19 protein-coding genes are annotated in these 25254 nt (G+C 49.2%); 3 read left to right on the forward strand and 16 right to left on the reverse strand.

Going from position 1 to position 25254, the window contains the following annotated elements:
- Positions 1-130 precede the first annotated feature (130 nt).
- The 13 genes from ACEW9O_RS19600 to ACEW9O_RS19660 all read right to left on the reverse strand — a co-directional run bounded on the left by ACEW9O_RS19600 (position 131) and on the right by ACEW9O_RS19660 (position 18925).
- Positions 131-901, reverse strand: coding sequence for an SDR family oxidoreductase (locus ACEW9O_RS19600; protein ID WP_373551890.1), 771 nt, complete (start codon positions 899-901; stop codon positions 131-133).
- A 23-nt stretch (positions 902-924) separates the two neighbouring features.
- Positions 925-1938 carry a zinc-binding dehydrogenase gene (locus tag ACEW9O_RS19605; RefSeq protein WP_373551891.1) on the reverse strand — a complete coding sequence of 338 codons (1014 nt, stop codon included), beginning with the start codon at positions 1936-1938 and terminating at the stop codon, positions 925-927.
- Positions 1939-1945: 7 nt separating this feature from the next.
- Positions 1946-2365 carry a VOC family protein gene (locus ACEW9O_RS19610; RefSeq protein WP_373551892.1) on the reverse strand — a complete coding sequence of 140 codons (420 nt, stop codon included), beginning with the start codon at positions 2363-2365 and terminating at the stop codon, positions 1946-1948.
- A gap of 205 nt (positions 2366-2570) precedes the next feature.
- Positions 2571-4628, reverse strand: coding sequence for a heparinase II/III family protein (locus ACEW9O_RS19615; RefSeq protein WP_373551893.1), 2058 nt, complete (start codon positions 4626-4628; stop codon positions 2571-2573).
- Positions 4629-4638: 10 nt separating this feature from the next.
- Positions 4639-5328, reverse strand: a complete 690-nt coding sequence (locus tag ACEW9O_RS19620; RefSeq protein WP_373551894.1) for an RraA family protein — start codon at positions 5326-5328, stop codon at positions 4639-4641.
- Entirely contained in the window at positions 5328-6026 is a 699-nt protein-coding gene (locus tag ACEW9O_RS19625) for an SDR family oxidoreductase (protein ID WP_373551895.1), read from the reverse strand. Before ACEW9O_RS19625 ends, ACEW9O_RS19620 begins: the two co-directional genes overlap by 1 nt.
- A 13-nt stretch (positions 6027-6039) precedes the next feature.
- Positions 6040-7707 carry a sodium:solute symporter family protein gene (locus ACEW9O_RS19630; RefSeq protein ID WP_373551896.1) on the reverse strand — a complete coding sequence of 556 codons (1668 nt, stop codon included), beginning with the start codon at positions 7705-7707 and terminating at the stop codon, positions 6040-6042.
- Positions 7704-9194, reverse strand: coding sequence for a glycoside hydrolase family 88 protein (locus tag ACEW9O_RS19635; protein ID WP_373551897.1), 1491 nt, complete (start codon positions 9192-9194; stop codon positions 7704-7706). The genes ACEW9O_RS19630 and ACEW9O_RS19635 overlap by 4 nt, the downstream gene beginning before the upstream one ends.
- 11 nt (positions 9195-9205) lie before the next feature.
- The gene (locus ACEW9O_RS19640; protein ID WP_373551898.1) at positions 9206-10609 is read right to left on the reverse strand and encodes a hypothetical protein; all 1404 of its coding nucleotides are present in this window, start codon (positions 10607-10609) and stop codon (positions 9206-9208) included.
- A gap of 3 nt (positions 10610-10612) precedes the next feature.
- Positions 10613-12112, reverse strand: coding sequence for a hypothetical protein (locus ACEW9O_RS19645; protein ID WP_373551899.1), 1500 nt, complete (start codon positions 12110-12112; stop codon positions 10613-10615).
- Positions 12113-12115: 3 nt separating this feature from the next.
- Positions 12116-14083 carry a DUF4861 family protein gene (locus tag ACEW9O_RS19650; protein ID WP_373551900.1) on the reverse strand — a complete coding sequence of 656 codons (1968 nt, stop codon included), beginning with the start codon at positions 14081-14083 and terminating at the stop codon, positions 12116-12118.
- A 108-nt stretch (positions 14084-14191) separates the two neighbouring features.
- Complete coding sequence (locus ACEW9O_RS19655) at positions 14192-15889, reverse strand: RagB/SusD family nutrient uptake outer membrane protein (protein ID WP_373551901.1); 1698 nt, start codon at positions 15887-15889, stop codon at positions 14192-14194.
- A 21-nt stretch (positions 15890-15910) separates the two neighbouring features.
- Positions 15911-18925, reverse strand: a complete 3015-nt coding sequence (locus tag ACEW9O_RS19660; protein WP_373551902.1) for a SusC/RagA family TonB-linked outer membrane protein — start codon at positions 18923-18925, stop codon at positions 15911-15913.
- Positions 18926-19174: 249 nt separating this feature from the next.
- Between ACEW9O_RS19660 and ACEW9O_RS19665 the strand changes: the two genes are divergently transcribed.
- Together ACEW9O_RS19665 and ACEW9O_RS19670 are read left to right on the forward strand one after the other, a co-directional pair.
- The gene (locus ACEW9O_RS19665) at positions 19175-19924 is read left to right on the forward strand and encodes an IclR family transcriptional regulator (protein WP_373551903.1); all 750 of its coding nucleotides are present in this window, start codon (positions 19175-19177) and stop codon (positions 19922-19924) included.
- Between the two features lie 157 nt (positions 19925-20081).
- The gene (locus ACEW9O_RS19670) at positions 20082-20648 is read left to right on the forward strand and encodes an SDR family oxidoreductase (protein WP_373551904.1); all 567 of its coding nucleotides are present in this window, start codon (positions 20082-20084) and stop codon (positions 20646-20648) included.
- 87 nt (positions 20649-20735) lie between these two features.
- On the opposite strand, the gene ACEW9O_RS19675 is transcribed toward ACEW9O_RS19670, so the two are convergent.
- Both ACEW9O_RS19675 and ACEW9O_RS19680 read right to left on the reverse strand, forming a co-directional pair.
- Positions 20736-23312 (reverse strand): glycoside hydrolase family 38 C-terminal domain-containing protein, encoded by a 2577-nt coding sequence (locus tag ACEW9O_RS19675; RefSeq protein WP_373551905.1) that lies wholly within the window; start codon positions 23310-23312, stop codon positions 20736-20738.
- 61 nt (positions 23313-23373) lie between these two features.
- Entirely contained in the window at positions 23374-23742 is a 369-nt protein-coding gene (locus ACEW9O_RS19680) for a winged helix-turn-helix transcriptional regulator (protein ID WP_373551906.1), read from the reverse strand.
- 124 nt (positions 23743-23866) lie between these two features.
- Here ACEW9O_RS19680 and ACEW9O_RS19685 point away from each other — a divergent pair, with 124 nt between their 5' ends.
- Entirely contained in the window at positions 23867-24217 is a 351-nt protein-coding gene (locus tag ACEW9O_RS19685) for a SnoaL-like domain-containing protein (protein ID WP_373551907.1), read from the forward strand.
- A 37-nt stretch (positions 24218-24254) separates the two neighbouring features.
- Here ACEW9O_RS19685 and ACEW9O_RS19690 read toward each other — a convergent pair whose 3' ends face one another.
- Positions 24255-25250, reverse strand: a complete 996-nt coding sequence (locus ACEW9O_RS19690) for a ThuA domain-containing protein (protein ID WP_373551908.1) — start codon at positions 25248-25250, stop codon at positions 24255-24257.
- Between the last annotated feature and the right edge of the window lie 4 nt (positions 25251-25254).

The raw sequence follows: 25254 nt of genomic DNA on the forward strand, positions 1-25254 counted from the left end.
GAGAATCGGATTTTTTGGAGTGAGCTTGCGTTGCTGAGTAGGTAATGTTTTACCATGTTTGACTCCAATTTTAATAATGACGAAACTTTGTTGAGAATAACCTTAGTGCTGCTCAAAAAAATGTAAAAGGTTAGCGACCCATCCAACCACCATCCACCGTCAAAATCGTACCGTGTACATAATCAGAAGCCGCTGAAGCCAGAAAAACGGTTGCCCCTTTTAAGTCCTCGGCACCGCCCCAACGTCCGGCGGGTATCCGACTGAGAATCGCAGCATTACGGGTCTCGTCGGCACGTAAAGCACTCGTATTGTCGGTGGCGATGTAACCAGGCGCGATGGCATTGACGCCGACCCCTTTGGCCGCCCACTCATTGGCCAAGGCTTTGGTGAGGGAGCCAATTCCGGCTTTGCTGGCCGCATAACCAGGAACAGTAATGCCACCTTGAAAAGTGAGCAAGGAAGCGGTGAAAATGATTTTCCCATAGCCCCGCTCTATCATCTCTTTACCAAATTCCCTTGCCAAAATAAAGGGCGCATTGAGGTTGATCTCCATGATTTCGTCCCAATATTCATCGGGATGTTCGGCGGCGGGTTTGCGAAGGATGTTGCCCGCATTGTTGACCAAAATATCCACTGGTGGGCATTCGGCTTTGACTTTGTGGATGAAGGTGTATAGCTCCGAACGGTTTTTAAAATCGCATTGATAGGCATAAAAGGTTCTCCCCAGGGCTTTGACTTCCCGCTCAATGTCGCTATCGGTCAATTCGAGTGAGGCTGAAACGCCAATGATGTCGGCACCAGCTTCGGCTAAAGCGATGGCCATGGCACGGCCAATGCCTCTTTTGCAGCCGGTAACAAGGGCGGTTTTTCCAGTAAGATCAAAAAGTGCTAAAGATTTCATGTTTGATTTTTTTAGAGAAGATCTTAGGCCAATTCCAGCAAATACTTCATCCCGGCCGGGTTTTTGTCAATGGTTTCAAACACCTCTTGCGCTGCGGCCAAGGGTGAAATTTGGGTGATCATTTTTTCCAGCGGTAAGTTTCCACTGGCGGCCAGGGCAATGGCTTCGTCAAAGTCGACCGGTTCGTAAACCCTGGCACCGATCAGTTTGATTTCACGCCAGAAAAAGCGGAATAGATCAACGGCCTTGGGCTCAGAATGAATGGCCACCATCACGATTCTACCCCGTACGCGTGGAATTTGGGTCATCGCCGTGACCCCGGCCTGTACGCCCGATACCTCAAACACTATGTCAGCCATAGCCCCGGCGCTGAACGCGTTCACTGCTTCCACCAGGTCTTGTTCAAGAGGATTTACGGTTTGAATACCCAGTGATTGGATGAAGGCAATGCGGTGCGGATTCACCTCGGATACCAGCACCTTAGCCCCTTTTTGCCGTGCCACCAGAGCAATCAACAAGCCGATGGGCCCACCACCAATGACCACAGCGTGTTCCCCCGCTTGCAATTCACCCAAACGCACATCGTGGCAAGCTACGGCCAATGGTTCAATGAGTGCGCCGAGGGTCAGCGACAAGTTTTCAGGCAGACGGTGCAGCGTAAAGGCGGGCACATTCCAGAATTGTTGCATTCCACCCGCCGAATCAATGCCAATGAATTTGAGATGTTGGCCAATGTGCCGCTGGCCATTGTCCGCAGGTACTTCGGGTCCAGGATTGAGCGGGCGCACGGTTACTTTGTCGCCAACAGCCCAACCATTTACCCCTTCCCCGATGGCTTCAATCACCCCGGATACCTCGTGTCCAATGATTTGGGGCGGTTTAACCCTTGCATCCATTTTGCCGTGGTAGATGTGCACATCAGTGCCACAGACACCCACGTAAGCCATTTTTAAACGGACTTCACCCGCTTGTAGGGGTGTTTTTTCAATCGTTTTAATGTTGAAGGAATGGTTTCCTTCGTAGAATAGTGCGTTCATTGTTTATTTATTCTAGGGAGAGTACTCTTTCCAATATTTGCAAAAGGTTGCCCTCCGGGTCAAAGAAATTTCTCACGCGTCCGCCGCCAATTGCTGGGGAGAGTTCTCCGCCCCATTGCACTTGGTACTGATCCAAATGGGCGATGGCTGTTTCAATGTCTTGTACCCGCAAAGCCAGGTGCGACCAGCCTGGCGTCCAGGTAGTGCGGTCGGGGCGTGTAGTTTCGTCTTTGGGCATGATTTCGAGGAGGGTTCCGTCGGGTGCTTTGAGCATCCACACGGGTTTCGGGTGTTGAAACCAGCGCTCGTAGCCTAAAATTGCACAATACCATTCGCTCAAAGCCTCAACATCATCAGCGGCTACCGCTGGATGGTCTACGCCAAGAAGACCAAGTTTTAAGGGGGTGTTTTTTGTTTGTTCTGACATGTTCCCGCTTTTTGTAACTTTTCATTCGCAGCTGCGCTGCTCAATTATTTTAACCACGACGACGACGTTTTGGCTACCGCCACAACACGACGCCATGCGTCGTGTCCAAAGCGCGAAGCGCGCAAAACGTCGTTTCGTCGTTTCGTCGCCGTCGTGTTAAAAAAAATTTGGCGAAGCCAAATCAAACCTTCGTCGTATTAAATGACTAATGCATTAACTGATATTGGCCATTTTGCAACACGACCTCCCACTTTCGTCCATGTCCTGAAATCATCGAAAAAGCCGCTGCCTTTTCATCCTGCAACTGCAAAGTCCACTTGCGCGCATCACTTTGGAGCGTGTAGCCATTGGCGTCGACCTGTAATTGCCATTGATCCAATTGATCAGGCTCATCCAGGGCAATGGCGTGTACGACAGTCCGCGCCACTTGCCTTTCTTTTTCCGTAAAGCGGAACAACAAGCCAGTTCCCGAGTGGCCCTCGCCCAACTGATTGGGTTCAGGGTGATAGGCATCGTGTAAGTAGCCATAGACGGGGTAAGACCAGCTGCCCTTTCCACCGTGGAACAGTTTCATGCCTGCCCCATTGCGTTTTATGGTCAAGGTGTTTTGCGCTGTTTGCCAATGGGTTTTGCTATCCCGGTTGTTGACCATCCAATTCCAGAGGGTCGTAACGGGTTGCTGGGCAACAATGTGGTCCACCACAAACAAGACATGGCTACCCGCCAAAATCCAGAAGCGCGAAAAGGTTTCAATCGGCTCTCCGTAGGCTTTGCCCACTTCGGCACCAACTACCGATACCACGTCGTCTTGAGAACAAATCAAACGTTGGTCACCCCTGATGACGGGTTCGCCCGCCCGACCATTGCGGATTACCCGGCGAGGGAACACACTTTTTTGCTCCAAAAGGGCCGCTTTGGCCAGGTCTTCCTGCAAGCCGAGTGCTTCTTTTTCAATCAAAAAAGTGCAGGTGCTGTGGGTTTGAGAACTGCTTTCCAGGCCGTGGATCAGGTTGCGGTAACAACTGTGCCCAGGGTCGGCCAACAAACGTTCTTGCTGGTGAACCAGGATAAAGCTGTTCAAATCGCCGTGTAAGTGCCCTAGGCCATGCAAGGGTTGGCTACCACCGTTGATGGCGACAACAGTTTTGCCGTCCCAGGCATCCCGGATGAAGGCATTGCCATTGGCAAAGGAGCTAGTTAGCGGCAAATGTGCCCGTTCGGGAGATGTACTTTTAGCCGGATAACAGAGCAAGGGTAAGGTCAAAAAGCCCCAATCGTTGCGCATGCCCAGGGTGGCCAAATCGTGCGGGCCCTGGGTAGGAGAGGAGACGTAGTATTGTTCAAAAAGCCACTGGGCCAAACCCTGCTCAGGCTCCATCCTACTGCGGGCAGCGACGTACAACAACACATCACCAGAGGGGCGAAAAATGGCGGCGCTGTCGTTGAAATTGGCTGCTCTGGCCCGAGGTTCATCGCCCCAATCGGCCAATGGTTTTTGGTAAAACATACTGGTTGCAAACCAGCTCATACACTTGCTGATGGTATTGGTCAACGCTGCATCAAAAAGCTGAGGAAATCCACGCGAAACGGCTTCATGGGCAAAGGTCAAAGCCAGGGCCAAATAATTGCCATACTGCAAGGATTCGCCGTAAGAGCCATCTGCCTGGAGGGCTTGTGGGCAAAGCTCGAGTTCGGGCAATAGCGCAGTGAGTGCTGCTTCATCTTCCAGTACGACACTGGCAACGATGGCCCCACTAGCCAGGATGCTTCGCCAATTGGCCAAATGCTGGTTTTTGTCCAACCATCGCCGACAAAGGGTAAGTCCTTTTTCCTGCAAAGCGTTACGGATTTCCTGTTGCTCGGCAGTTGAAAAAGCCCCTTTTGCCAAATCGTACACGGCGGATACGCCCCAACACAAATGAGCCGTTTCAAGATGCCCGGTCAGTGGCTCGCTATGGTCCCGAAACTCGGGGCCAACCCAATCGTAGGTCGGTTTTCGGATGATGTCAAGGGTAACGGTGTTGAGCCAATGCGCCAAATGCGGCGAAGGTTCTAAAGCGTAGCACATTGCAGCATCAGACAGGTATTCGGCGGCGGAATGCCACCAAATTGTGGTTGCGTTGGGGCCTAACAAATCTCCCCAGGTTACCCGTTCGTATACTCGATTGTGTAGCGCATTGAAAAAAATCGATACCAGGGAATCGCGGTTGTTGCGTTCGCTGGTAATGATCGCTTTTTCGGTATCGCTGAGAAATATTGGCATGTTGGAACAATTAGAAATACCCCCCGTTTTTGACCACCTCCGTTGGGGTCATCCCACTTTCGACCATGCCACGGATGTCATCTTCTTTGAGCAACAATTTTTCGGCAGCGATCAATACCTCATAAGCAATCGCCTGAGGAATCGAGATCACGCCGTCGATGTCACCAAAAATCCAGTCGCCTGGATTGACAATCACCTCACCCATCAGAATGGGCTTCAGGTAATGGTACATCCTAAACCGCCCCAGCATGCCCGTATTGGCTTTGTATTTGTGAAACACTGGAAACCCTTGATCCACAATGGCCCGGGTGTCCCGAATGCCATTAATGACCGCACCCCGGCAACCAATTTTTATGGCCGCCATGGTCATCACTTCGCCCCATTGTGAGGTGACAGTATCGCCCGTGCAATCCCATACCACTACCGAATCTGCGTATAAGGCTTCAAGCATTTCAGCGCGCATCTCAAATTCACCTTCAGTCGTAATATCGGGACCACCTTTGACGGTGAAGGCCATTCCAGCCAGTTTCATTTCTTCGCGCAGGGGGGCAAACGCAGCAGGCAAACTGGAGGCGTGCATTTGATAATTGAATCTCAGTACATCATTTACAGCTCCAGTGTACAAATTGAGGTAGCGCTCCCGCATCTCGGCAACCGGAATGGGGAAGGGCGAATGTGCAGTTTTTCCGTTCTGATTCATTATGCTAAAAATTTCATGTTGTCAAAATTGATCTCCCGAATGAGCACATATTCAGGCTGATCCAATACAAATAAGATCACCCGCGCTACGTCTTCCACTTTCAGGAATTTCTCGCGGGGTACCTGGCGATCGCCCCAATAGTTGCTGTCGGTGGGGCCGGGATTGATGTCGGTCACTTTGATGCCAAGTTTGAGGGCCTGGTCGGCCAGTCCGCTGCTGAGTCCCCTTGCTCCAAACTTGGAAGCGCAATAAACCGGGGCATTGGGGTTGGTGCGTTGACCCGCCATAGAGATTACGGTGAGGATATGCCCGGCTTTATGGGGTTTCATGATTTTTAGTGCTTCCCGATTGCAAAGGAAAACGCCACGCACGTTGACGTTCATCATTTGTTCAAAAGTATCGAGCTCAGTTTCGGCCAAATCGGTAGACAGCAGGCCCAAACCCGCGTTGTTGAGTAAAACATCTACCGTGCCGAAAGCTTCCAAACAAGCGGCAAAGCCTGCTTTGACATCCGCTTCGATGCTGACATCGCCCCGGAAGGAGCGCAGGTTTTCGTGCGCAACTTCATCGCTAAGTTGGTTGGTGCGGCTGAAATCAAAAACTTTTGCGCCAGCATCCAATAACATCATGGCGGTAGCCTTGCCAATTCCGCCAGAGGCACCCGTAATGAAGACTACCTTGTTTTTTAAATTGACCATTGTTTATTCGTTTTTAAACACCAGTTCCAGTGCTTTGGGTTTTTTTTCTATATTTAAACAAAAAGATTGCAGTGAACAAACAGATTATCCCTACCGATATCGCCATTTTTCCACTGTACACCGCCACTGAGGGCATGCCCAGAATGACAAACAGTGCACCCGTACTGGCCAATGCGACCGCATACAGGCGTCGAAGAATGGGATGCATGTCGTTTTCCGCGCTGGCTTTGACCACTACAATGGGATGCTCTAATTTAGCAAAAAAGGCGCTCACCCGCTGGTGGTAAGCCTGGCTCTGATTTTTCAAAAATCCGGATCCCCAGAAAATGAGGAAACAAACCAGGATTTCGATGAGGGTAGCGATTTCCCATTTTAGTCCCGAATACCCATTCAGCACCAGTCCTACCGCAATTCCACCCACTACGGCACCAACCGCACCGGTAGGGTTCGGTTTGCGCATCAGGATTCCAAACACCAGAGGAATGACCATCGGAATGGCGAACAAACCAGTGAACAACTTATTGGCTTCAAAAGCCCCGCCAAATCCTCCGACATACAGTGCTCCGATGGTGACCAATAAACCCAACCCAATGGTGGACAAACGGCCTACCCACAGCAATTCTTTTGAACTCGCCTGGGGCTTGAACAAACGCTGGTAAATGTCACTCGTCACTACACTGGCCGTCACGTTGTACTCGGCACTGAGTGTTGACATGGTGGCTGCAAACATGGCCGATATCATCAAACCCATCAAACCTTGGGGCAGTAGTTTCAGACAAACACTGACGTAAGCCATTTCGGGATCTTGCAAGTCGGGGATAATCACCCGTGCAGCAATAGCGGGCATCAAAAAAACGATGGGAAACAAGAGGAACAAAGACGCCGACAACCAACCCGTTTTGCGGGCATCGGCTTCGGTTTCGGCGCTGTAAAAGCGTTGCATGAATGCCCAGTTTCCGCAGTATTTGATCAAGACCATGACGTAATACACCATCAGGTAGAGGGGTTGCCCTTTTGGACCGTTGGTAAAGGTCAAGTGCTCAGGAAGCTGTTGTTGAATATTGGAAATACCACCCGCTGCATGTAAAGACAAGGGCAACAAAATAATGGTGGCCAAACCCAAAATAATGAATTGCACCACATCCGTCACCACTACCGCCCACAAGCCTCCGGCAACCGTATACAACACCACCACAATACCGCAGGACAGAATCGCGGTTTCAAGGGGGATTTGTGTGGCTGTGGCTACAAAAAGCCCGAGGGCGTACAACTTGATCATCTCATCCAACACCTTAAACCCGACTCCGCCCCAGGAGAGCATTTGCCTAACGGGAGCGTTAAACCGCGTTTCCAGGAACTCAACCGGACTCATGATTCCGGCGCGTTGCCAGCGTTTGGCCAGCACCATCGCTGCAAATATGGAGGGGGGAACTGAACACCAAATCACCGACAAGGCCACCAATCCATGGGTGTAAGCAATACCTGCATACGCCACAAAGATGGAGGTGCTGAACATGGTCATGAAATTGCTGATGCCATTGGCCACCCAGGATACGGAGTTCCCTCCTTTGAAATAATCGTTGATGTTTTTGACATAGCGGCCTAGGTAAAGGCCAATGCCGGACACCATGACCATGTACAATAAGATCGCCGCGTAATCAAGCGTTTGCAGTTGATTCATTTCAATTTCCAATTTAGATGTGCAAGAAATCCAAGCGTATAAGGCGAAATCACTCTAAATCCGTTTTTTTGTAAAGCATCGCCCCCCTTGTTTACTTGAGCAGTACCCGTCAAATATCCGTCGGGAGTCAGGAAAGGCAAAAGTCCGTTCTGTGCTTTGATGGCAGCTGCCTTTGCGTTTTCGGCAAGTAGCCCGTTTTGGTAGCCATAAGTCAGCGCAGCGGCGATACCTGCGGTGCCAGAAGTTTCAACACCCGTTTCGGGTTGGTGAAAAAAGTTAAACCAGAGTCCATTGGGTTGTTGAAAAGCGATTACTTTTTCAACGGCACTTTGGAATGACAATTGAATCGCCCGCTTTTGCTCGCTTGGGGGTAAATGCACCAGTGTTTTGGCCAGGCCCAATAAGTACCAGGCTACGCCACGGCTCCAATTGCCAAAAAAGGCTTCCCCTTGTTCCGTACTTCGCTGAAAAATGTGCTCGCCCTTGTCCAGTATATTGATTCGAGATTGTAGCGTTTGAATGGCCAGTTGGGCCAAGTCAGGGCGCTTGAGGGTTTTGGCCAGAACAGCCAAGGGGTAACTAACGGTGTAACATTCTTCGGTTTTCACCATGCGGTTGTTGCCGGTTCCATCGGCGATGACCCCTTCAGCATTGGCATGTGCCTCGCAAAAGGCAATGGCGGTATTGAGCAGCGGGTGCGCAGGGTGGGTTTGAGCCAAAATGGCAAACGGCAGTATGGATTCAACAGTACTGATTTTTTCAACCGTTTTAACATTGTTCAAATTGGCATAAACCAGGCTGTTTTGTCCAAAAAAAAAGTCGAGTTGTTGGGTTAAAATGGACTTTGCACGAGTAGAATGTTTGCTCCATTCGTATAAGCCGTCCCAAACGACGCCTTGCATCCAGCCAAAGGTTTGTACAGATTCGAAGGATAAAAGGCGTTCTTCCCAGGCATCTTTCCGGGGGCTTGCCTGATAGACCAAGAGATGTGGTAAAAAGGCGCTTGGTGCGGTTTTGGGTGAATCATTGGCACTGAAAAACCAAAAGGCTTTGCTGCCAGTGGTCCTGCTCAAGGTGACGCCTTCCGCTAAAACTGCCTTCAAATCCGCTGGAGCAATCTCCAACTCAAAGGGTTGCATGTAATGGGCAAAGCGAAGATCCCAATCGGCAATTTTTTTGCCCGTAAGCGCGGTTTTTACTTCTACGATCAACACTTCCCGTACGTCGGTTGCGCTGGTAATGCGCAATTTAGCCTGTGATTTTTTATGTACCGAAGCCTGATCCCAGGATAGTTTCACACTCGTTGGCCCCAGTGGAAGCTCGGCAATAGCCCAATCAAAAGGAATGTATTTTTCGGGGGGTAAAATGGCATTCAGCCCAGTCACCTTGGCCAAAAGATAAGCGTAGCTACTTCTTTTCTCCCAAAGATTGAGATAGCTGGGAGCAAGCAGCACGGAGGCAGTAGCAAGCACTTGGCGACGTGTCATCAGGTTGTCCATTATTTTATAGATAAAGCATTTTTCTCTGCAAGTACTACTGGGTAATCGGAGACGGGGATGCTACTAAACACAAACTGGTTTCCCGACTTTTTCCACTTGTCCTTGGGGATTTCGGAAACTTTCCCAGTAATCAAATCCACCATCACCGGCTTTTTGAAAGTTCCTTCCACGGTAATGGTCGTCAATTTGGGTTCGTAGGTATCGGCGGGGCGAGCTTCACCGCTCCATAGGGTGACCAGGCTGCCCCCTTTGGCTTTGTGTTGGTATTGAAAAGCGTACACACTCGGCTGATCGGTAGTTGGTTTGGTTTTTTGCAATGCTATTTGGGCATCAAAGAGCGAAAAAACGTGTTGCGCCGCTTTATAAGCCATTTTGGGGCGCTCAATGGTTTTGTCGGGATTGGTTTTGAGCAGGCCTTTGGTATTCACGCCCAACATGTGATCGCCAGGGCCATAATGGATGTCGCTGATGGTAAATAAGTTGGTGGCAATACCGCGGCCATGATCGCCGAGCATGCGCCGCAAGTCCCATTTGGCTTGGGTCAACTCTGACCAATCCTGGTCGCGCATGGCACCAATGGTGATGGCTTTGGGGGTGGAAGGCGCGCCGTTTTCACCTTGCATAAACTCTACCGTGGGCTTGTAGCTCCAGACCAATTCCCGCATTTTTTCAATGTGTGGATACGAGCTATCTGGATTGTAGGCGTAGCCGTGGTAGGTCAGGATGTCGATCAGGTCAAGCGCGTTGTTTTGTTTGAGGTACTCCATAAAATCCTTCATGAAGTCCAGTTTGGTGACACTGGCCATACCCAGGGCAATCAGTTTGGCATTGGGCTGGATACTTTTGACAATCCGGGCAGTGCGCACATAAAACTCGCCAATTTCGGTTCCGGTATGTTTGGGATTTAGATCAGGTTCGTTCCAGATTTCCCATTCAGGCACGTGTTTTTGATAACGATTGACCATGGCACGCACCCAATTGTCCCAGGCGGCCAGGGCTTCAGGCGAGGTAGGAATGCGTCCGGCCAATTTGGCTTCGCCGCCACCTTCATAAATCGGATTGCCATAGGACAATTCCACCCAAGGGGAAACACTCCGACTAGCAGCATCGGGAATGACGGCATCCAGCCAGGCAAAATCATAGACCCCTTTGACTTTTTCACATTTTGACCAGCCACCTTGTAAGCGGATGCGTTTGGCACCAAGTGGGCCCAGATAGGTTTTGTACGACTGATAATCGGTATAGTCCCGGTCGAGGGTTTCGCCGCCGATAGACCAGGTACTGCTTTGGATGTCTTTGGCATCGCGGGTTTTGAGCTGGCCGATCTCTTTCCAAGCAGTTTGGGCCTGGGTATAGGTCAGACCGATCATCAATAAAGCTAGCGCTAACAATAATTTTTTCATGGCTTAAAAATTTATCAAGGATTTATCGATGATCAAAATAGGGGAATCGTACACCGGAATGGCTTTGAAAGTGTAGGTGTTGGCTTGTTTGCTCCATTGCGTAGCTGGAATTTCGTACACCCCACCAGTAAGGATATCGACATAAACGGGTTGCTCAAAATTGCCATTCAAAAAGGTAAAGTTGACCTCGCGGGTTTGGTTGGTATTGGTAGGGATGTACTCATTCACCCAAATGGTAAAAACCTGCTTTTTGGATTGTTTGTGTTCATACCCATAAACGGCCAGGCTGCGATCTGTGCTTTTATTGTACCTCACTTCACCCTCAATTACTTTAGCCCCAGGATTGTAGGTGGCATGTAGCTGTTTGATCCGCTGCAACTTGTCGTCAAAAATGGAGGCCACATTTTGCATGGCGTAGTAAGCGATTTTGGGGCGGATGGCTCTTTTACTCGAATCAGATTCAATGATTCCCTTTACGTTGAGTCGTCGAATTGGGCCTGAGGTGACGGCATAATTCATGTCGATGATGCCCAAAATGCTGCTCTCAATGTCGTGTCCCAGATCCCCCAACATTCTACGGGTATTCCACTTGGCCTGGGAAAGTTCCGTCCAGTCATAATCGCCCAAGGCTCCGCGGCCAAAACCTGGAAAGGAGGGTGCGCCATTTTCGCCTTGGCGCAGTTTTACGCCAGGAGCATATTGATCGAGTACTTTTCTCAATTCAGCAACGTGGTCATAATTGGCATCGGGGTTGTAGACGTAGTCGTGGTAAGTCATGTTGTCAAACAAGTTCAGCTTGCCTTGTTGGTGGATCGTCTTAAAAAAGGCATCCGCGTACTGGAGGTTGATGTGCCCCATGGACAGGCCCGAAATTTTGGCTTCGGGCTGAATGCGTTTGATGATTTCGGCGGTACGGATATTCAATTCCGCTACTTTTTCGGGTTGATTGATTTCGTTGTCGCCAAAGTTGGGTTCATTCCAGACCTCCCAATCTTTCACTTTGTCCTTGTAACGTGCTACCAGGGCGGCTACCCACTGATCCCAGGCTTGCAAGGCCTCCGCAGAATGGGGAATGCCCGCGCTCAGATTGATGCCCCCGCCGCCTGCGTAGATGGGGTTGCCATAGGAGGTTTCGAGCCAGGGCTGCAAGCCACGTTTGGCGGCGTCATTGATGATTTTGTCCAACCAGGCCCAATCGTATATGCCTTTTTGTTTTTCGGTTTTGGCCCAGCCCGCTTGCATTCTTAGGCGTTTGATGCCCAGGGGAGCGAGGTAGGTTTTGTATTGTTCGTAGTCGGTCATGTCCCGGTCGAGGGTTTCGCAGCCGATGATCCAGTTGGAAGCATTGATCTCGCTGGCACTCTTGGGTTTGAGGGTACCCAGGCGTTTGAGGGCAATGTTGAAATCGGTTTTAACCCGATTCTTCGATGTGTCAATGTTTTGGGCATAACCTAGGGTGCGGCCCAAAAAAGCAATACTGAATAGCAGCAGGATTTTTTTCATCGCTTAAAATTTGAGATTGGAAGCTTCGGTTTCAACATACTTCAACCAATCCTGCCTGGTTTTAAACTGCGGGCTTTTGCTCCAGCCAGCGCCGACATAATAGGTGAGGGGTTTGCCTGCGCGGGCCTTCAAGAGCATGAATTGTTCATTTTGATGGGCTTTAAATCCTTCTACATCGGCAGGTTTGGCGAGGATACTGGTGCCCAATTCGCCATTTTGTGGCAGATACGATTCCCAGATGTTGAGCAAACCTTTTTGCTGATCGGTTACTACTTCTGGATTTTTTACATAAGAAATGCCGATGCCCACGGTCAGCGGTTCCGGGTAATCCGTGTCAAAGGTACTGACCACCTTGAAAAAGTTGCTGCCCATGGTCATGCTGATGACTTTGCGCTCGGATACTTTAAATCCCTCCACTTCCCAAGGATCAAAGATTAGTTCAAAAGCAATTTCTTCGGGGGTGTTTTTCAATATGCGGTGGGTAGCATAAGGTGTGGAAATGTAAGGCTTGTCTTTATACCAAATAGCCGTTCCGCCATTGCCGCGACCAAAACCAACGTGAAAAAAATCACAACCCTCACCATGGTCTTCATGGTAAGCTTTGCCTTCCGCATTCAGTTTGTGCCATTTGTCGATGATGGGGTAGCTGACCGATTTGGTCCACACATCGATGCCGCTGCTCACCCGATCTTTGACCGGAGGGCCATATACCCGAAAGGCGATGCGGTCGTTTTCCCAGGCAATGTTTTGATTCGCCTCTGGCAAATAGCGGAGGTAAGTGCGTGGCGCGTTCGGATTTTGAACGTAGTGGCCCATCGGGTGGAGTGGCTTGACCTTTTTGACACCCAGTTTGGCGGCTTGGGTAAAGGCCAGTACCACGGGCCCAAAGGAATGAGGATCATTGAATTGCCACATCCTTTTCGCATAGTCCTGTTTGGTGCCTTTGCCTGGATTCAGACAACCCATACAGGCATGACTTACCGAACCATCTGGATCGATGTAAGCCAAGTAGCCACTCAGGCCTTTGATGAATTTGGGCAAATTGGAGCGATCCAGTACGTTTTTTTCAATGGCAATGCCGATGGCATAAAGCAACAAGCCGCTTCCCGAAGTTTCAACATATGAACTGGGATCAGTCATTTCCTGGTGCCACAGCCCTTCCTGGTTTTGAAATTTTAAGAGTGCCTCAAAAAAACGTTTGGCCAACGCGTTGACTTCTTTTTTGCGGGGATGGGAATCGGGTAAATCGCGCACTAAAGTTGCCAGTGCAAAGGCACCCCAGCCATTTCCTCGGCTCCAATTGTCTTCAGAAATGATGTTCAAGCCGGTAAAACCACGCGCCTGGTGGATGAGGCCGTTGGGATCTTCGAGGATTTTGAACAGTTCCAGGGTTTCAAATACTGCCGCATCCACATATGCTGGTTTCTCGTACCGTAACCCTGAATATAGCAAGTAGGGCGTTACGGCGAAGGCTATGTCGATGAAGATTTGATCGAGGCTATCTTTGGCCCAACTGGCCGTCAGGATGCCTTCTGAGGAGCGTTTTTGCTCCTGAAACATTTTATCAGCATGGCTCAGTACCTGTTCGGACAATTGCTCAGTTTTGCGCAGGTAATCCAAATAAGCGGCCCCGCTCCCGCCAGCTTTGTAGCTGATGAAACTGCCCCGGCCATTGATTTTTTTGCTTTTGAAGTCGCCAAACAAAGCGAGCGCCCGGTTCAACACTTGGGGATCTTTTTGCAAAACGGCGAGTTCACTCATTCCATGCATAAGCAAACTGCCCGGGTACAGGCCCATGTCCATGTCTCCCAGACCTTTGTTGAGCACAAGTTGGGCAATGGCCTGGGTTTCTACCTTTTTAGGGGTGCCAGGAATGGGTTTGGCTGGATGCTGATTCGCCGCAGATTGCGACAGCAGCGGCCCACTGGTGGATACAAAAACGCAGAGAAACAGGCAGAAGAATTGTCGCATTGCACAGCATTTAAAGCGCTATTAAATTTAAAAGAAAAGGTCAGCAAATTTTGCTGACCTTCCATGACAGCTTGAAAAACAAGAATACACTCATTTATTTAACCAAATCTAATATCCTGGGTTTTGCTCCAATTTAGCGTCTTTATTCGCCTCAATTTCGGAGAAAGGAATGGGGAAAAGCGCGTGGTGATCCCGGATGTTGGCCTTGTTGAGCGGGTTGTATTTGCGGACCCTTTCCACCAATTTTCCCATCCGTTGTAAGGTTACCCGACGGTCTTCTTCAAAGATCAATTCCCGTGCTCTTTCATCCAAAATATAGTCCAAAGTTACCTCGCCGGGTGTTACGGGAGTGGCTTTGGCGCGGTTGCGCACTACGTTCAAGTCTTCGGCAGCTTTGGCAGCATCCCCTTTCAGGAGGTAGGCTTCAGCGCGCAGGAAGTAAGTTTCGGGCAGGCGGATCATGTACATGTCTCGGAAGGTAGCGCCAGCGATGGATTTCAGGGTCTGCAAGGCCGGGTCATCCAGTACACCGGCGGGGTGCTGACCAGGGGTGGTGATTTTGCTGGGATAAGGATACCATCTCCAACGTTGAGCCTTCCAGTTGTTGGCTGGAAAATCAATCAAACTTTTGCCAAAAAAATTGGGCGAAGCTGGATTGTTGTACTTGAAATCGCGCACAATATTGTATTGCGAGGTACGGATGTCGGTAGAAGTAACAATGCGGTTGTCTGCGGTAGGATTAAGGCCCCAAATTTCGTAAGTCCAATAATCGGTGGGTTGTACAAAACTTACCCCTCTACCGCCGCTGTTGAGGGTGGAGGCCGACAGGTTTTTGTTCATCGATGGTTTTCCGTCAGGGTCAACGATCGAAAAAACTGCCGGAGCAATCGTCCGCTCCTGTTGATTCATGGAGCTTCCGGCTGAAGTTAGTACGCCCCCAATGATGTCCAACTCGTACTGAATCACCCAGATGGCTTCCAAGTTACCAGCTTTGCGGTTTTGGTTGCCTACTCTGAACAGGTCATAAAATACATCGCCAGGTTGGTTGCGCAAGCTGCCAAAACGTGCTGTCATCAAGCTTAAGCCGGAATTCTGGATCACCTCCGTGGCAGCGGCAATGGCTTTGTCGTAGTCTTTCACCACGATATAGGTTTCGGCCAACAAGTGGTTGGCTACCGCTTTGTTCAAGCGGCCATCTACTGCGGTTGCTACGTTGGGCAGGTTGGTGGCGGCCTCCGTGGCATCGGCTAAGATCTGGTTCAAGACGGCCTCTTTGCTTGCCCGGCTGTAATCCGATTTTGGCGTGGTCGCTTCATCCAGGATCAAGGGCACTCCACCAAACAGGTGCACCAATTGGCGGTACGACCAGGCTCTAAACAATTTTGCCTCCGCGCCAATAACTTTTTGGCGCGCTTCACTCACCTGGGACAGTGGCAACCTACCGATGATGGTATTGGCGTTGGAGATGATTTTGTACCAACTCAACCAGTGATAGCGAGGAATGGTACCCTGCGTAATGATGGATGAATTGTAATCACCGATGCGGGCATTGTCCAAACGAGCATTGAAGGCCAGGTCGGTACCCAAAACCTCCGAATAAAAATCGGCACCACCGTTTACACTCTGAATGGCGCGTACCCGGGCGTACAAATCGGTCAAAGCCGCATTGAAGTTGGCTTCGGTAATGTAGGAGTTTTGTGGACTGTAAAAGTCTTTGGGTACTTCATTCAAAAACTCTTCTTCATTACAGCCTACACTGGCAAAGAGGGCGCCAGCCAAAAGCAATATTTTAATGGTATTTTTCATGATACACTAAGCTTTTGAAAATTAGAAAGAAAGTTCCAGCCCCAACGAATAGGATTTCATGACGGGGAAAGGTTGAAAGGACGATACACCTTGCCCGGTCTCCGGATCCCAGCCTTCCCATTGCGTTAGGGTGAATGGATTTTTGGCGCTCACGAAAAACTTCATGCTTTGGATGTTTAGTTTTTCCAATAGCGCGTCGTTCAGGTTGTAGGATAAAGATGCGTCCTGCAAACGTGTGAAATTTCGTTGGAAATAATTTCTGGCACCGGGTACCGGGGTACCTACCCAGGGGTTGGAGTATTTGGCATTGGGGTTGTTGGGCGACCAGTACTGTGCAAAATTGAAAGAGTTTGAGTTGCTGGCATTTCCTTTGGTGTTGTTGTATCCGTTCAGGTGATTGGCAGCCAAGTACCCATCTTTTCCACCCTGGAATGAGTTGATGAAAAACCGGAAAGTAAAGCTCTTGTAGGATAGGGTACTTTGAATCCCAAAAGTATAATCAGGTTCCCTTTGTCCAAGGATAACCCGATCTTTATCGGGCGAAATTTTGCCGTCGCCGTCCTGATCTACAACCTTGTAACTCCCTGGGTCAAAGCCAGTCAAGCGACCATCTTCCAAACCCCAGAGTCCATCAACCTCGTAATTGTAAATGGTGCCGATGGGCCTGCCAATGAACAAGCCACTGGCAATCAGGTCGTCTTCTTTCCCATCTTGATTCAAATCTTCACCCAATAGCCGGACGATCTTGTTTTTGTTGCGCGAGAAGTTCACCGTTACATCCCAATTGAAATCCTTGCTTTTTACCGGAATGGCGTGCAGCAGGAATTCAATGCCGGTATTGTTCAGTTCACCAATGTTGGTGAGCACGTTGGCAAAACCCGAGGTTTGGGGCAATACTTGCGACCAAAGCAGGTCATTGGTGTTGGAGTAGTAGTATTCGACGTTGCCATCGATGCGGTTTTTGAAGAAGGCAAAATCGACACCAATGTTGTAGCCTTCGGTTCTTTCCCAACGCAGATTGGTATTGGCCAGCGTACTTACCGAGCGGCCAATGGAAGTGCTGCCGCCATCGCCAAAGACATACTTCGAACTTTCTTCGGCCAATACCCGCGCCAATGAGCTGTAGCGGGCAACTTTGTTGCCGTTTTCACCATAACTACCTCTGATTTTGAAGAAATCTACCGCAGGTAGGTTGAAGAACTTTTCTTCTGAAACGACCCAGCCAACCCCAACGGAAGGGAATATCCCCGTTTTGTTGTTTTGGGAAAAACCGCTGAATCCGTCTCTGCGTACGGTAGCTTTGAACAGGTATCTTGAATCATAATTGTACGCAAGACTGCCCACCTGATACAGCAAGGATTCGTCCCAGGCTTCGGAATCAATCTTCTGTATCTCCGCCAAAGCCAGATTGTTGTAGGACAAATTCAAATCAGAGAATCCAGTTCCACGAGCTACCGTCCGATTAAAATCAGCCGTGTTGTAGCCGTAAACAGCGGTAACATTGATGTTGTGTTTGCCAAAACTTTGGACGTAGTTCAGGATGTTGTCCAGCGTTTGTTCGTACTGAGTCGCATCGTTTTTAAATGCTTCACCCGTACGCCCGGCGCCATACGGCGTTGAGGAATAGGTTTTGAAATACTTGAGGTTGTTCCCGAAATTGACGCGGTAACTCAGCCCAGGGATGCTAGGAACCTTGAGGATGGTGTAAAAATTACCCACGAGGCGACTTTGTACTTCGTAATTATCGGCCAGGGAGTTCAAAAAAGGATTGACGTTAAAATCACCAATCGGATTGATGACCCAATCACCGTTGGCATCGGTCGGCGTGACCAGGGGACTGGTGGTGACGATGTTGTCAACACTGGGTGCGTCGCCCGAAAAATCAGTAAAGGCACCAGAAGTATTTACCCCAATCGTCAGCCATTTTGTAATGGCATTGTCGAGGTTGATGCGTACGGTGTACCGTTTGTAATCATCGTTTTTGATATAGCCTTTTTCATTGGTATAGCCAGCCGACAGGAAATAGTTGGTTTTATCCGATCCGCCAGACAGCCCCAAGGAGTGGTTTTGGATGAGTGAATTTTGCGTCAATGAACCAAACCAGTCAAAATCATTAGTGGTGTTGGCACCCGCAATATTGGGGGGTAAAAAATCTGAGTTAGCGAAGGTCCAGGCCGGGTTTTGTTCGGTATAGCCAGATGCTTGGGTGTACGCGTTACGGTATTCAATGTTTCTTACTTTCTCCAAAAATTCCTCCCGATTGAGCAAGCGGGCATCCACGGTAGGGGAAGAGATCGCATAATTGGTGGAGTAGGTAATGGTTGGTTTTTGAGCCAGGCGTCCGGTTTTGGTGGTTACCAGCACCACCCCATTGGCCGCTTGTGAGCCATATACCGCCTTACTACTAGGGTCTTTCAACACATCCACGTTGGCCACATCGGCAGGGTTGATGTCGGAGAGGCGACCGCTGAAAATAATCCCATCCACGATGATCAATGGCGCTGTATTGCCATTCAAAGTGGAAGTACCCCGGATGTTGATAGAAGCCTCTTGCCCAGGGCGGTTGGTTTGGCTGATGGTTAAGCCTGGTAGTGAACCTTTGAGCGACTGGAGGATACTCACATTGGGGGCTTCTTTGAAAGCCGCAAGATTGGCCGAGGCAATCGAACCCGTCAAATCCTTCTTTTTCTGGGTGCCATACCCCACCACCACAACTTCGTTGAGTAGCGCTTCATCGGGTACCAGTTGAAAATTAATGCTGGTTTGATTGCCGACGGTGATTTCCTGGGTCAAATACCCAATGAAGGAAACCAGCAAGACGGCATTGTTTGAACTCACGGCTAGGTTGTAAGTACCATCAATTCCAGTAGAAGTACCATTGCTCGTTCCTTTTTCAAGGATGTTTACGCCAGGCAGTGCCTGTCCGGTTTCGTCGGTGATTTTTCCACTGATGGTTTGTGCGGTAGTGGTTCCTGCCCATAGCCAAATGACTATGCACAGGTACCAATAAGGTTGATGTAGTGCGACCTGTTTCATTTTTGAAAATTATACTTTATTATGGTTGAATAAAAGTATCACCATACAAAAGTATAAACAGGACTGGTTTAACCAAATTTTTAGGCAGAAAAAAACAACGATGCTTGAGTATTTTTTATTTTACTATCACAATGATATAGTATTTTTACTTTTGCAAACTAGTTGACCTTTGTGCTGCCTGTATTTGTATTCACAGGACTGACCGAACGGATCAGAAAATAGTTATCTTTACTCTCACAATATTAAAGTATGGTACAAGTTCTCATCAAGGCTTTTGACATCCTGGAACTGGTTGCCCAACGCAATGGGCAATCCATCACGCTTACCGAGATAGCAAATGAACTCGAACTCAATCAAGCTACTGCCGCCAACATCAATAAAACCCTGGTACACAAAGGGTACCTGGAGCACATTGGCAAAAAGAAGGGTTACCGCCTCGGACCAGCAGCGTATCGCTTAACCAATGATGTGCCTTATGGTCAGGATCTGGTCAGTGCAGCCCGTGAGATTATGGAAAAACTGACCACCAAGCTCAATGAATCCTGCCTGCTGGGGGTATTGCGCAATTACAAGCGCTACATTTTACACGTGGTCAACTCGGAGCAGGAAATTCAGGTCCAAATGCGTTCTGAGCGCAATGTATACGAAACCGCTAGTGGACGTATGCTCCTGGCCTATCTGTCCGAAAAAGAACTGGAGCGTTTTATCCAACACAATGGCCTGCCTGATCCAGCGCTTTGGGAGGAAGCTAGTTCGATGGAAAAATTGCACGAAGCCCTGGCCCAAATCAAAAAGGAAGCTCTAGCGATGACCTTTATGGGAAACCGGCACGTCCGGGGATTTGCGGTACCCATTGTGGTCAGTGATAAGGTTGTCGCAGGTTTGAGCGTATTTTTGCCGGAGTACCGCTGTACGGATACACGGGAGCAGGAAATTATTCAATCTTTGAAAGCGGCGGCAATAGAGATCGGGAGTAAACTTGTGGTTTTTATCTGTTGAGCCGGTAAGGTCTCGCTCAACCCTCATTTGACTGCTTTTTTATGGGTCATCAGCAAAACTAGCAGGATGATTGTACTTAAAAACCCAAAAGAAACAATGATCATTGAATCATTGTCAACGCCCATCTGTTTGAAGAAAAGCAACAACACCTGAAAAAGTGGGCAATCCCTCCATTGATGTACGGATCGATGTCTTGAATTATTTGAAAGCAAGTGGCTTGCCTTACATCGTTTTACAACCATCGGTTTATGCAGAAAACTTACTAGGTCCCTGGACTGCACCCTTTGTGGCCAATGAGCAAAAAGTAGCCTATCCAAAGCCAGAAGAAATGCCCGTGGGTTGGATTGCAACGCAGGATGTGGCCGAATTTGTGGCCGAAGCTTTACAAAAACCAGAACTGGCTGGGGAAGCCATTTTCATCAGTGGGATTGAAAACCTGACGGGGAAGGGTTTAGCGGAGAAGTTTTCCGTTGGTTTGCAAAAGCCCATCAGCTATTATCCACTTCCACCCAAGGCCTTTGGCAAAATTCTGGATGGTCTCTTTGGCGAGGGAGCAGGCGACGGCGCGGCAGCCGTGTACCAGGAAATTGCTGACACCAAAAAATACCAGCCCATGCACGTTCCAATGGAAGGGATTTTGGCAAAAATACCAGTCAAAATGACCAGTATTGAAGCTTGGGTAGCGCAGCATAAGAGCCTGTTTCAACAAAGTGTACAAGTTTAAAATGTCCTTCTATTTTTTCCAACCTCCCGAAAGTGTTGACTTTCGGGAGGTAACTTTGCAACTTTATTTCGTTTCCGATCTAAAGATCTATCTCAACCAACAGCGGAAAGTTTTTATTTGTTGAGCCTGAAAGGCCTCGCTTAGCGTCCCTTTGCGGGTGCTTAATTTGGCTACATTGGTCTCCAAATGGGTGCTTTCCCAGAGCTCCTGAAGGGGCTTCGCAAAGTGGATGTTTGGTTTTTTTACCCCGTTGTTAAGGTTCCAAAAACGGGTAATCAAGCCCTGTTCTATTCCCTCTTCCGCAGGTTTTACGGCCCAAAGCAATACACCAGGGTCATTGATGCGGAGGAGCGAGTAATTCAGCTGTTTAGACTTTGGGGTACTTTCCCCAGTGACCATGGCCGTTGCGAGCGGGTTTTGATGTTCCAGCGCAAATTTCATGGCCTCGGTGGCGTCAAAAGCTTGTTGATGGCTGCGCAGGGCAAAGTGGTAGCGCAAATCAGTTGCGCCATTTTGAGCAGGAATACCCAGTTTGGGTCCATCCGTTTGGCCGCCAGCCAGGGCATTCAATTGAGCCGATTGTTCCCATAAAGAGTCGGGGCTGCTGTTGCCCAACTTAAAAAAACTACAATCGAGGTTGGACAAAGTAAGGCCATAGTTGGCTTCGCTCAAGTCGGCAAAATGATTAAAAGTCAACCAGTCGTAACGGGCGTTTTGAGCAGCGTAATGTCCACCACGGGTTTGTTTTTTGGCGCTGAGTATTGCCCCCAGTTCCTCGTGGTGGGTATTGGGTTGGTTTAAAGCCGTGGAAAAGGCCCAGGTTTTTAAGTCTTGAAAATTTTCCTGAATGTCGTTCTGGATTTCGATGCGGGGGCTGTTTTTGTATAAGGTGAGTCGAACGCTGTGCGGCAAGGGATGTTTGGAAACCGCCTTGAGGGTGACGGACACCGGGCCTGCGTTTTCAACCACCAAATTTTCTCCTTCATCCAGCAGGGTAGCGCCCAAGTCATTGAGGTACCTGCCATCGCTTGCTTTGACCAATTGCCGTTTTGCCAGGCTATCGTATAGCTCGGTAATTACCCCGGACTTGCGCAAGTGGATGCGGTAAAATTGGTTTTGGATCACTTCGCCATCGACCAGAGCCGCAGCCACTTGTGGTTTTGGCGAACCAGGCTGGATTTCAAATACTTTGTACCCCACTGAGGGAATGTTTTCAGCCCAGATGCGCAAATACCGCTGGCCATTTTGATGAATCAACTGGCTATTGGCTTCCTGACCCGTGCTTACATCCACGATCCTTACCGGGTAAGTTCCGGCATATTCCAAATCTGCCACATCATTCCGTACCCAACTCAAGGGGTTAAAAATATAAAAGCGGGGAAGTACAGTTTTGGCCAGTTGCCCTCCCAAGCGGGTACGTGCCAGGTTGAATAACGTATCGACGTAGGTCGTAATTTGTTGTTGGACGCGGATTTGCCAGGCGGCGCGCTCCTGAGGTTTGACGGGGCCGTCTGCAGTCCAGTCGTGCTCCCAATACAAACCAAAACCCTCCCAGGCCCGATTGCGCAGTTGTTGCAATTGCTGGCCAAAGGTTTTATCCTGAAGTGCAACTAGGGTAGCCAACGCTTCAGCACTGCGCAGTTTTTCGGTAGCGCGGCGCACTTGGGCGGTGGTTTCATTCATCGAGGCGCAATAGGTGTCCCACTCGTTGCCATAAGCAAGGGATTCATGGGGCAAGTTGGGGTAGGTGCGGCGAACGTCTTCAAAAAAGTCTACCTCATTCGAGACCCTTACTTTGCGTTGCGGAGTAGTTCCGGCTTGGGCGGCAGTTACAAAAGCTGGTGCGACGTAGGTATCAAGATCATCCCAGCCATAACCAAAGGCACCAGCGATCTTGAAAGGATAAGCAGTTGAAGTACTGTCGCAGAGCTTACTAAGTTCGCTGATCGTTTGAGCTAAACTGAGGGCAGCATCCTTCAATTCCTTTTCTTGGCGGGTCTCCCCATAGCCACCCAATGAGCGGTTGTCGCCCTTGAGGCTGTACCATTTCATGGTCACTCCCTGCCCATCTAGTCCACGGTACTGATACAGCTGATGCTGGCGTTGAGCGAGTTGGGTGTTGGCCAAACGACTGGCGCAGCCACATACCCCCCGCCAGCTGTATTTGGCCCCCGAACCTGCCCACAAGGAGCTCAAACCCAGGGGCAGGGTTTGGTTTTCCATCGCTACGGCCAGCGGAAATCGTAAGCCCAAGCGGCGTTCCATTTGGCCAGCGTAATACATTCCCCGAATGACCGCCTCGGTGGGTTGGGCCCCGTAAGTGCTCACCAGAGTGTTGAGCGGGCTGCTGATGTGCCCCGAGCGAAGAGCGGCGACCAGGCGATTGAACTGCGCTGGGCTGCGGTATTTTTCATAAATGTGCAACCAATAGCTGCCATCACAATTAAAGCGGGTTTGAAAATCGGGGGCATTGTTTTTAGTAGCGTCTATTTGATGGAGGTAATAGTCGAGCATTTTTACAAAGGCGCTGTCGTACTCCACTTCGTTGCCCGTCCACATGTAGTCGGTGTGGTCGTCATTGGCGAGGTAAAGGTGTTGAATCGATTGCGCTGGCATATTCCAGACCATACAGCAGAAAAAGGACAAAACGAGGAACTGTTGCATAAAGAACTTCTTTTATTCACTAAAGTGTTTGTACTTATAGTGAGTTTAGGTCCATTCACCCTTAAGTTTTGGCGTTCACCTTTTCCGTGATGCTATTTTCGGTGCCCCAGGTATAGATGTGATTCAGAATTGGGATGAAGGACTGTCCCAATTCGGTCAGACTGTATTCCGTTCGGGGAGGAATTTCTCCATAATCTTTTTTTATTACCCAACCATCTTCAACCAAAACACCCAGTTGTTGGGTCAACATCTTTTCTGAAATATTGGGGATGGATCTTTGCAAGACCTTGTACCGCAAGGGCTGTTCCCTCAAATTCCATACAATCATCAGTTTCCAGCGGCCACCAATCGCTTTAATGGTGGCGGCGATCGGGCAGTCGTCCGTAATGGACTGCTCGTTGATGAAATTGGTGGACGTTTCCTTTCGCATATGTACGCACTTTATTGTAGGTACCTTACTTTTTGTGAGTAAAGATACTTATCTCCAATTTTGCACCATCATTTCATCAAAAGAAATTTCAATGGAGCTCAAAAACCTTAAAATTCACTATAAAATGGTAGCAACACAAATTGTAAATGCAGTCGATGAATTGGTTTCATTGGCTCTGGAAGGCAAGTGGGAACTTGCCTGTGAAAAATTTTATCACCAGGATTTTGAGAAAACAGATCTGGATGGGATTCCCGTGCTGGGCATGGAACAAAACATCGCCAATGGCCGGGCATTTTCTGCAAAAATTACGAATGTGCGGGATTTTTCCTGTACCGGAAAAATTGTCCAAGGCAATCGAAGCTTCATTGTGTGGTCTTTTGACTGCGATTTGGATGGCAACCCTTTTAAGGTGATCGAAGTGGCCATTCAAGATTGGGAGGATGGGAAGATCATCAAGGAGCGTTTTTATGCTTAATTTATGTGGCATTAAAATCAAGCCCCGGGTAGCAGCGCTAAGGTTCTACCCGGGCGCCTACGATACTCAGTGGTGCCAGACGATCCATTGGTTGTCGAGCAGCCCACATCATTCCTCTGAAGATGAGAATCCGGTACAAAGGATCATCAAAAGTCCAGGTATGGTGACCGGGTACGCTCACAAAGACCCGCCCCGCGCCATGCTCCAACGTCCACATTTGGGGCCTCAAACTGTCGTCTTGCAGGTTATTGGCCAAGACCTTCGCTCTTGAATCAAGATTTCCGGCAAAATTCCAGTAACATTCATCTGGAATCTGCAAGTTGCTAAATCCTTTAGCCAAGGGATGGCTGCTGTCAATTAGCCATTCTTTGGTCAGTCGGTAGCGGGTTTGCCCCCGATGCAAAGCCAGCCCAGTATAATTAGCCAAAGCTCGGGCATTGGGCCCATTAGGCCCGGCATTCAAAGCAAAATGAATAAAGACCAGGCCACCCCCACGGGCCAGGAATTGTTCCAGTTCCTGGCTACGGTCTTTGAGTTTCAGCGAATCCTTTTCCAAACTCCAAGTTGGATTATAAGAGTTGAATACGATGAGATCGGCGTTTTGCCATTGCTCCGGGCTGGGCCAATGGATAGCAGGTTCCGCTTCAATCTGCTGCCCCATATTCAACAATCTGGTCCAGCGGGACTGCCACAGCGGGTAATCATGCAAACCTACTTTGGTATGGCTGGGGTCTTTTTCGGCCGCACAAAGCACAATGCGTAGATCCGCCAGTTTTTTATTTTTCTTGTTCTTCAGGGCAGTACCCAGAATTTGCTCCACCTCGCGGAGTTTTCGGGGCGGAGGAGCAAATTCCATCGTCAGTGGCGCAGGCAAGAAGGGGGATTTCCCGGTATCAATCTGCATGGATGGTGCTACCCTTGATTGGGAAGCGTCTAAACCTGGATCAAGCCTGCTGAACTTGCCTGGCTGAATCGAAAAATCAGGCCCGGCTAAGTTCAATAAATTGGTGAAAACAAACCATAAATACAACATAGCT

The organism is Haliscomenobacter sp., from assembly GCF_041740695.1.
Lineage (GTDB): Bacteria > Bacteroidota > Bacteroidia > Chitinophagales > Saprospiraceae > Haliscomenobacter.